We start from the raw sequence: 226 nt of genomic DNA on the forward strand, positions 1-226 counted from the left end.
GCCGCTAGCGGGCAGGACGCTCTTTGTCTGGGGCGAGCAGGGGCATGGCGACGTGCTGCAGTTCGCGCGTTTCGTGCCGGCCATCGCCGCGCGCGTGGAAAAGGAGGGCGGCACGCTCGTCTACTGCTGCTTCGACAGCCTGCATACGCTGCTCATGCGCAGCCTCGGCGATCGCGTGCCGGCGGTCGTCGCCCACGACCAGCGGCCGCTTCCCGCATTTGATTTC

Annotated in this window: 1 pseudogene; it reads left to right on the forward strand. The window is 68.6% G+C overall.

What is annotated here, in order from left to right:
* Positions 1-226, forward strand: a pseudogene (locus tag PXJ20_RS33170) (hypothetical protein); the annotation flags it as partial.

It is taken from the genome of Paraburkholderia sp. A1RI_3L (assembly GCF_048957895.1).
Taxonomy (GTDB): domain Bacteria; phylum Pseudomonadota; class Gammaproteobacteria; order Burkholderiales; family Burkholderiaceae; genus Paraburkholderia; species Paraburkholderia kururiensis.